The following is a 7,266-nucleotide window of genomic DNA, read 5'->3' as shown; positions in this document are numbered from 1 at the left end:
CGCGAAGGCAAGCTCACTGACTTCGATGTGATAAATGATAGCTAATCATTTATCAATGAGAGATACAAGGCGCGAAGCTTGCTCGCGCGAAAAGCGAAGCTTTTAAATTGCCTTACTATCGTTTAAGGCTCGCTGCACCACTTGATAGCAAATAGCACGCTGCTGCTCTTGATTTAAGCTAACTTGTCGCATTGAAAGGATCGTTTTAACTATTTGTTTATGAGAAACGATTGGAAAGATTGGTCTCTGCTTTAGTTCCACAAACCAACCAGGAAAGCATAAAACAGGTAAAACCGGAGTATTAAAACCGGTTGATTCATAAAGCCATTTATTCACCCAATTAGCTTGATTTTGAGCTTGCTCTAATGGCTTGCTTTCAAACCAAGAAGGAAATGCTAAATGATTATTTTCAAATTTAACTTTGTAATTTGTATCGTCTTTTATTCGTTTATGTCTGCCTTTGGTTTCAATAGCAAATATCCCATTTGGCCCAACAACCAAATGATCAATATTAAAACCATCTGCTTGTATATCATGAAATACCTGGTAACCGTGTGACTGTAATTCTATAAGTTCTGAAGCAACTGCCAATTCTGCATCACGTCCTAGTTTTAGCTTTATTAAGTCGTTAGATTTAACCCAAAGCTTTCGTGCCACATACGTTAGTCCCAATGCGATCATGATAATTAAAAAGTAATTGAGCTTGCCGCTGGCAAACATTTCAGCAATTCCTTTCAAAGCAAAAGGCATGGTGACTATCAAAGCAGACAAAAAGACTAAGCCTATTACACCTAAAACTTTATCATTAACTTGTTCATTAAGTGTCTGCGCTGCGACACGTTTAAGCTTTTTACGATCTACAGGTAGTTTTGCATTTTTCTGATGAAGCCATATTTTGATAAACAAAACACCTAATAGTGAATAAACACTACCAATAACAAATAAAAGGCTTAAACCTTGGTTTAATAAATCATCCATGATGAATTCCTATAATCACAATGTTTACTTTATACATTAAAAACAGGTACATGTCGCATTATTCAAACTCACGCTACAAAGCCCACCCAAACACCTGTAGGCGCCCAGCTTGCTCGCGCGAAAAGCGAAGCTTTTAAACTTTTACCTTATTTAAAATATATGCGCTTTTAAAGGCTTTTTTAACCTCTGAGAATATTCACGATTAAGATTAGGAAATTGCTTATACATCATCGTTTTTAATTGCTTTTCAGATAGCTTATTACAGAGGGATTCTTGCTCAGCAAGCATTATATTCTTAAGTAACGATCGCCCTGCTTGCGTATCCATTAAAAAGTAAATTGCAGCCCAACTGCTTGCATACAACTTACTGGTATCACCTTTTTTCCATGAGTCATCCAAACCCACTAACGAATCAATCGAAAATACACTTTTAGTAATATTGTTATTTTTCGTCCATGAACTATTCGACTCAACAATAGCTGTTTGCATATTACTTTTAGTAAGCTCAAAGTATTCTGCAAATCCCTCATTAAACCATCTAGGGGTGTAGCCTAAGACCGCTTTATTAATGGCGTGCACTGCTTCATGTACCGCAGTTCGCATTGCACTGTGTGCATTATCATAATGAATAAAAGCAGAATTACTCGCGTGAAAATACATACCCGCAGTGTTTGTATAGTCACCACCGCGTTGCTTAATTGCGGCCTCATAAGCACCGCGCGTAGGCAATACCGTTAAATTAAGCTTTACCTTTTTAAGTGCATGCACGCCAATAATCTGCCCGTATACTTTAAATACAGTATTAAGTTTTATGCGTAACTCTTGGTTAAATGACGAAGGTAAATTAGGCGTATTTAAAGTGAGGTCAAAGTAATCTAACGGTTCAATAAAACCTGTATCGTAAGTTGCTACTGCAAAATCCGGTTTTTTATCACTAAAATGCGGCACACCGTCACTGTCTGTCCACGTAAATATATCGCCATTGCGTTTATATTTAACCTTCCCCAACGACACATCCACGCAGCGAGTATTGTTAGCTTGCGATAAGTGATTATCGGCAGATACTGATACATTTTGTAAAGTTGCCGCGCTTACATTTTTGAGCTGTTTAGTTGCTAACGGTTCAGTAGTTACCTGCGACGATAAACTATTATAAATTCGTTTAACCTCGCCTATAGGATCATGATAATTAAATACCCGCCCAGTAAAATGATTAGCAATGAGCGCCGATGCAATTAGCAGCACAAAAAATACAAACACCACGCGCAATTTTGTTTTAAACATCTTTATTGGCGCCCTTGCCACTGTGCTTCAAACAACTCTTTTTGCTTACCCCGATACTCGCTACACCATACAAAGTCGGCCGACTCCATCCCTTTTTTGCGGCAACGTTTAGGCAACTTATAAAACTTCGACCAAGCATCAAGCTTAGCGGCATCTTTATAGCTATCGCTGTGCAAAGACATGTTTAACACTTTTTGATTGAGTAACCAATTGCTATTAGGCGTACGAGTTGCGGTAGAAGAAGTAGCCTGATAAGCACTACCACTATTTTTAGGCTTACTGCAGTGATTGGCAAGTAAGGTAAATAGCGTTTTATCGCGCGCAGTTAAACGCTCACCTTCTTTATTACTGTAGCCACTTCTAAATTGAGAGCGAATAGCTTCGCGCTGCTTTTTAATGCTATCGCATTGGGCTTGCGTGTAAGCCTCACCAGCATATGAGTACGCTGAAATAAAACTAAACAAAACTAAAATCCATTTAATCATTAACTATTTCCAAAACTAAAATATCAAGGAGCAAATTTTCAAAGTAATAGCCCCTTTTAAATCCCTTTAATTACATATTTCAATCTTATGTACGCTTGGGCATTTGAGCCCTTGGGAAACTACTCCATTGCTTTTAATTGGGTAAAAAGAAACTTTACTTGTCTCTTTGTATTCTTCAATATTACCTAATAGCTCATCAACTCTAAAATGAAAATCACCGTGTTCTGACGTTATAAAACCAAATTTCTTACCCTTATCTAGTTTACGAATAACTCCAACCATACACTCTGTACTATCCAGGGTAGACTGTTTAATCATCGAAATGAAGCAACGATCGTGGCCTTCTTCTATTATTTCAAACAGGCCGCACTTATTTTTAATGAGAACTTTTAGACTGTTTACACCGTAATTTCTGTAATCAAAAGATGAATCCAACATTTTTAGTGTACTTCCTAAATCACCTAAGTAAACAGGTTCATTACTTTGCGCACAGCGTATGTATGCATTTACAAGCAATGAATTTACATCTTTATAAACCTTTGATATGGCAGGTTCTGTTAAGTTTTTAGTAAAAACAAAGTTATGGCATGCCTTAATAAAACGCTCTGGGGTATTTTCATTCCCTACTGCCATAACATGCAGCCCCTTTTCTCTTATACGTTGCGCTAAGCTATAAAATCCACCATCGCTAGATACTATACATACCCCATTTATCCGTTGATTATTATTAATTAATTCAATAGCATCCATAACGAGTGCGTGATCAGCTGAATCTTTCCCATACTGAAACTGCTGTTTTGGACTAGAAGCGGTTTTATGTAAAATTTGTTGCCAGTTACCATGACGTACAGACGTCCAATCAGCGTAAACCCATTTGATTGCCACTGTGCCATACTTTTCAACCTCTTCAAGTAAAGACCCGTAGTCAGTATAAGATGCGTTCTCACCATCAACTAAAACTGCAAAAGTTAAATTCATTTTTATCCCTTAAATACATGTAAAGAGCTGCTCTCAAGCAGCTCTTTATTAATTACTTGCAAGCTCCTGGTACACGACATGCGCATGAGGTAGGAGCATGGCAAGCATGATCTTCACAACGAGCCATTTGTGCTGATTCATCTGAATACAACTCAGCAGTAGGAAATGGACCAAAGTGCTTCTCATATACCGCTACCGTTTCATCAAATGAGTTTTGTAGTTTAGATTGGTCTTTGTCTCCATAAATTCCAAAATAAGGATAATGATGCAAGTAAAACCCAAATAAAGCATCGCAATCATTACTATAACTTTGCGTATCTAAAATATGCTCATGCCAAAACTTATCAACTAACTTACTCGGAACGAGCGACAGCTTTGGATACCACTTTTTAAGTGATAAAAACTTACGATATTCAAGTTCAGCAAAGTCACACAGCTCTGAACTCCATGTTGCTTCAGCTGATTGCGTTAACTTCCATTTTAATTTTTCAAAATTCAATGCAGAAACGTGAGAATTTAACTGTTCGCGAAAATTGTCACTTACCTGAAAATTAAATAACTGCTCAACTTCAACTAGTTGTTCCATTATTTTTTTCCTTCATTTTTATTTAATTGCTTACCGCGATTACCTTGTACTTTAGCGTACTGCTGATTAACGCCATCAGTCCCTTTATTTGGATTTTGTTGATTCGCTTGATTATTAGCTGGGCTTATTTTTTTAGTCATATTTACTGCCTTAATTAAGTTTAAGTGAACAATATTATTCACCTTCGCTTTAAATAAGATTCAAGGTTTTTGCGAGCAAGAAGCGCTTTAGGGTGAAAATTTCCATTTATGGATATAAAAATTAAGCGGTAATTGCCTAATTTAAAACGAACCAGGTTAGGAGCGATAGTGAGCTTGCGGCCGCCAATATCTCTATAGTTGCGACCTTGTAAAAGATGGTTATATATTTTTTTAGCTTCTGACATATAGCGGTCAGATTTGCATTTTGGGAAGGTTTTAAATAAACAGTTCATTGATTCCATTATTGTTCTCCAGTTGGTTAACTAAGATCAATAATGACGTTGTGCGGAGCACTGCAAAATCTAATTTAAAATATTTTGTAAATACTCCCATGCTTCATTATTTTCATTTATTTGAGAGTCAATATTAGCGCTTAACTCCTTAAACAGTGGGAGTTTGAGTAGTCGTTTATCAGCAACTTTTTGAAGTATATTTTGCGCTTCAATATATTCTTTGGATTTAAATTTTTTGTCCGATTCAGTATAAGTTTCAATAACACTTTGCCAATTAATACCTCTATCATAAAGTAAGCTCAAAGGAGACAAATCTACATCGTCCGCTTTTAAACGCTGAAAAGGCGAAGGTAACTGATTAGTAAAGAGATCGAAATTCTTATCAAGTAACTTACTTTTTATATTATCAAAAGATGATTGTGACACACCAAAAAACAACATTTCTGTGCTTAGCTCTTTTTTAGCAAACTCATCTAATAGTTTAAACTCACGTTTATCGGTAAATGATTTAGCGATGTAGTAATCTTGAAAAACCTTTTTTGTACCCGCTGTTCCTATTAATGAATATAGGCACAGTGCGTTATATACAGTAGCTCTTCTTCCTCTAATAACTCTATGCTCCACTCGCTTGCTAAATTGAACCTCTTTGGTTGAAATGACAGCCTTTCGATATTCAAGTGTTGAGCTATTCGAAACATGCGTATCTTCAGATTTTTTATGCCCTTTTGTAAAAATATTATTTAGCGCGTCATGTAGTTCTTTTGGTAACGTATCTGAGTAACTTTGCTTAATATATAAATTAGCAATTTGGGTGATAGATTCAACTTCAGTATCAACAGGCTCTATCATCTTAATAAACTCTCCGACACAAAATATCTCTAAGCTCAGAGCGTTCGTAGTATTCGTCATCAGCACTAGATATGAGTTTACTTACCCCTTCCATACCTTTTTTGCAACTATAGTATCGCTTAGGTCTTCGGTAACTATCTGTAGCAGTTACAACCTCTCTGTCGTAGCGGTTATAAACTGCATTAATAGCTCCTAAGCAAACCCCCATTTTAATTGCTTCAAGCTTTGATAAGCTAAATATACCTAACAAGCTATTTTTATCTTCCACAACTTCTGAGCATGCATCTGCAATATTATAAACTTTTTTTGCTTTAACTAATGCTTCACCAGCGCACTCCCCAAGCTCGATAAATTGTTTTTTATTAAACAATACGAAACTCTTTTCTTCTACTTTTGAATACTCGTCACAACCATAAGGTAACTCACTTTTAGCAAAGCTAGGCAGTGAAAATAAAAGTAGTATGAAAGTAAAAATAATAGAAAATCTCATTGCTTAAGCTCCTTTCTGCAAAATCTAAAGGCATACCAAATGATCCCTGCAGATATAAAAGTATCAATAATTAAAAATATTTCGTAATTTGCACTCTCCTCAAATATTTCGAATGCACTAAATAAATCCATCCCTTGAGCAGCCCCAACAAAAGCAATACAAAGTATTGAAAAAAGAAAATAATAAATATTTAAAAGAACAGCATGAAATAGCGAATTAGATGCCATAGCAAACCAATAGCGCTTAATAGGGTAAGCCTTTATATTGACCTTCAAAGAATTTAAATTAAATAAAATTAAGCCAATTAATAGCACTCTCGAAAAACGTTCTAATGGAGTTATATTGCTGTAACTGCCGATCCCATTAATAAGCTCTTTATCGTGGGGTAAGTAAAGATAAAAAATGAAAAGAAATGCACATACTAAAAAAGTAGCTATATGCAACATGCAGCTAAAAATACCTATTGGTTGATCCCTAAAAGTATACAAACCTCTGGGATTTGCTAGCTTCCAACTTTTACGTTTTTTATTTAAAAATGACGATTCATCTTTAGTGAGTGAAACAAACTGGTATTTGTTTTCATCTGTATACGAAGAGTTATTTGCTGGCTCTTGAGCTGAAGAAGGGTTAGCAGTATATTTTTTATCTGTAGTAGCGGATTGCATCTACTGTCCTTGTAAATAATTTTCACTAATTATGCCAATATACTTCCGAAACACAATCACTTATAAGTGATTTAAATAATATTCTAAAATTTTACTATTTTGCGGTAGCTATGATTTTATATCACGTGTTAGTTTTTAATTTTAAGTAACTAGAATGTCCTAGGAACTCTACTGCGCCCAGCTTACTCGCGCGAAAATCCGTAGGCGGGAGTTTACCTCGCGCTTTTGGTTTGTAATTTAATTTACAAATATCGCATTGGCGATGGCAACCAAGGGGGGGATACCGCCGACCGCCCCTTGGAACCCCACGGCCCCCCTCAATTTCACTTATCCTTAAACAAATAATTAATATGAACGTAAACGCGATGAACGCACATCCATGTACAAGCATCGCTTTCCTCGAATCCATGCGAGGTAATTACTCATTAATTATGTGTTTGCAGGTGAAGTTGAAGGGGATGGTTTCTTAGCACCATCCTTTAATTGTTCTATCGGCTAATACTTAACTCACACGTTTG

General features: G+C 36.1%; 10 protein-coding genes. All 10 read right to left on the bottom strand.

The genetic code is table 11. From position 1 onward, the window contains the following. Positions 1 to 102: 102 nt before the first annotated feature. The 10 genes from QMA08_RS08170 to QMA08_RS08125 all read right to left on the bottom strand — a co-directional run bounded on the left by QMA08_RS08170 (position 103) and on the right by QMA08_RS08125 (position 6,748). The gene (locus QMA08_RS08170; protein WP_182711915.1) at positions 103 to 978 is read right to left on the bottom strand and encodes a nuclease-related domain-containing protein; all 876 of its coding nucleotides are present in this window, start codon (positions 976 to 978) and stop codon (positions 103 to 105) included. Positions 979 to 1,128: 150 nt separating this feature from the next. Further along, complete coding sequence (locus tag QMA08_RS08165; protein ID WP_182711916.1) at positions 1,129 to 2,262, bottom strand: DUF1570 domain-containing protein; 1,134 nt, start codon at positions 2,260 to 2,262, stop codon at positions 1,129 to 1,131. 2 nt (positions 2,263 to 2,264) lie between these two features. Then, positions 2,265 to 2,747, bottom strand: a complete 483-nt coding sequence (locus QMA08_RS08160) for a hypothetical protein (protein ID WP_182711917.1) — start codon at positions 2,745 to 2,747, stop codon at positions 2,265 to 2,267. 66 nt (positions 2,748 to 2,813) lie between these two features. Then, positions 2,814 to 3,725 carry an NYN domain-containing protein gene (locus QMA08_RS08155; protein ID WP_290174153.1) on the bottom strand — a complete coding sequence of 304 codons (912 nt, stop codon included), beginning with the start codon at positions 3,723 to 3,725 and terminating at the stop codon, positions 2,814 to 2,816. Between the two features lie 52 nt (positions 3,726 to 3,777). Further along, positions 3,778 to 4,311, bottom strand: coding sequence for a hypothetical protein (locus QMA08_RS08150; RefSeq protein WP_259398367.1), 534 nt, complete (start codon positions 4,309 to 4,311; stop codon positions 3,778 to 3,780). Continuing rightward, positions 4,311 to 4,451: a hypothetical protein gene (locus QMA08_RS08145; protein WP_182711918.1), complete on the bottom strand. Its 141-nt coding sequence runs from the start codon at positions 4,449 to 4,451 to the stop codon at positions 4,311 to 4,313. Before QMA08_RS08145 ends, QMA08_RS08150 begins: the two co-directional genes overlap by 1 nt. Positions 4,452 to 4,489: 38 nt before the next feature. Then, positions 4,490 to 4,753, bottom strand: coding sequence for a hypothetical protein (locus tag QMA08_RS08140; protein ID WP_182733117.1), 264 nt, complete (start codon positions 4,751 to 4,753; stop codon positions 4,490 to 4,492). A gap of 60 nt (positions 4,754 to 4,813) precedes the next feature. After that, on the bottom strand, positions 4,814 to 5,593 hold the full coding sequence (locus QMA08_RS08135) for a hypothetical protein (RefSeq protein ID WP_290174152.1): 780 nt from the start codon (positions 5,591 to 5,593) through the stop codon (positions 4,814 to 4,816). A gap of 1 nt (position 5,594) precedes the next feature. Then, positions 5,595 to 6,083 (bottom strand): hypothetical protein, encoded by a 489-nt coding sequence (locus tag QMA08_RS08130; protein ID WP_182711921.1) that lies wholly within the window; start codon positions 6,081 to 6,083, stop codon positions 5,595 to 5,597. After that, positions 6,080 to 6,748, bottom strand: coding sequence for a hypothetical protein (locus tag QMA08_RS08125; protein WP_290174151.1), 669 nt, complete (start codon positions 6,746 to 6,748; stop codon positions 6,080 to 6,082). The genes QMA08_RS08130 and QMA08_RS08125 overlap by 4 nt, the downstream gene beginning before the upstream one ends. Between the last annotated feature and the right edge of the window lie 518 nt (positions 6,749 to 7,266).

Origin of the sequence: Pseudoalteromonas sp. APC 3355, from assembly GCF_030407615.1 — a bacterium.
Classification (GTDB): Bacteria; Pseudomonadota; Gammaproteobacteria; order Enterobacterales; family Alteromonadaceae; genus Pseudoalteromonas; species Pseudoalteromonas distincta.
This window is presented reverse-complemented; position numbering and strand designations above follow the sequence as displayed.

What these genes read in the sequence shown, in the direction of transcription:
- QMA08_RS08160 (WP_182711917.1), bottom strand. Translation starts at nt 2,747, where the DNA reads ATGATTAAATGGATTTTAGTTTTGTTTAGTTTTATTTCAGCGTACTCA.
- QMA08_RS08165 (WP_182711916.1), bottom strand. Translation starts at nt 2,262, where the DNA reads ATGTTTAAAACAAAATTGCGCGTGGTGTTTGTATTTTTTGTGCTGCTA.
- QMA08_RS08130 (WP_182711921.1), bottom strand. Translation starts at nt 6,083, where the DNA reads ATGAGATTTTCTATTATTTTTACTTTCATACTACTTTTATTTTCACTG.
- QMA08_RS08140 (WP_182733117.1), bottom strand. Translation starts at nt 4,753, where the DNA reads ATGGAATCAATGAACTGTTTATTTAAAACCTTCCCAAAATGCAAATCT.
- QMA08_RS08135 (WP_290174152.1), bottom strand. Translation starts at nt 5,593, where the DNA reads ATGATAGAGCCTGTTGATACTGAAGTTGAATCTATCACCCAAATTGCT.
- QMA08_RS08125 (WP_290174151.1), bottom strand. Translation starts at nt 6,748, where the DNA reads ATGCAATCCGCTACTACAGATAAAAAATATACTGCTAACCCTTCTTCA.
- QMA08_RS08150 (WP_259398367.1), bottom strand. Translation starts at nt 4,311, where the DNA reads ATGGAACAACTAGTTGAAGTTGAGCAGTTATTTAATTTTCAGGTAAGT.
- QMA08_RS08170 (WP_182711915.1), bottom strand. Translation starts at nt 978, where the DNA reads ATGGATGATTTATTAAACCAAGGTTTAAGCCTTTTATTTGTTATTGGT.
- QMA08_RS08155 (WP_290174153.1), bottom strand. Translation starts at nt 3,725, where the DNA reads ATGAATTTAACTTTTGCAGTTTTAGTTGATGGTGAGAACGCATCTTAT.
- QMA08_RS08145 (WP_182711918.1), bottom strand. Translation starts at nt 4,451, where the DNA reads ATGACTAAAAAAATAAGCCCAGCTAATAATCAAGCGAATCAACAAAAT.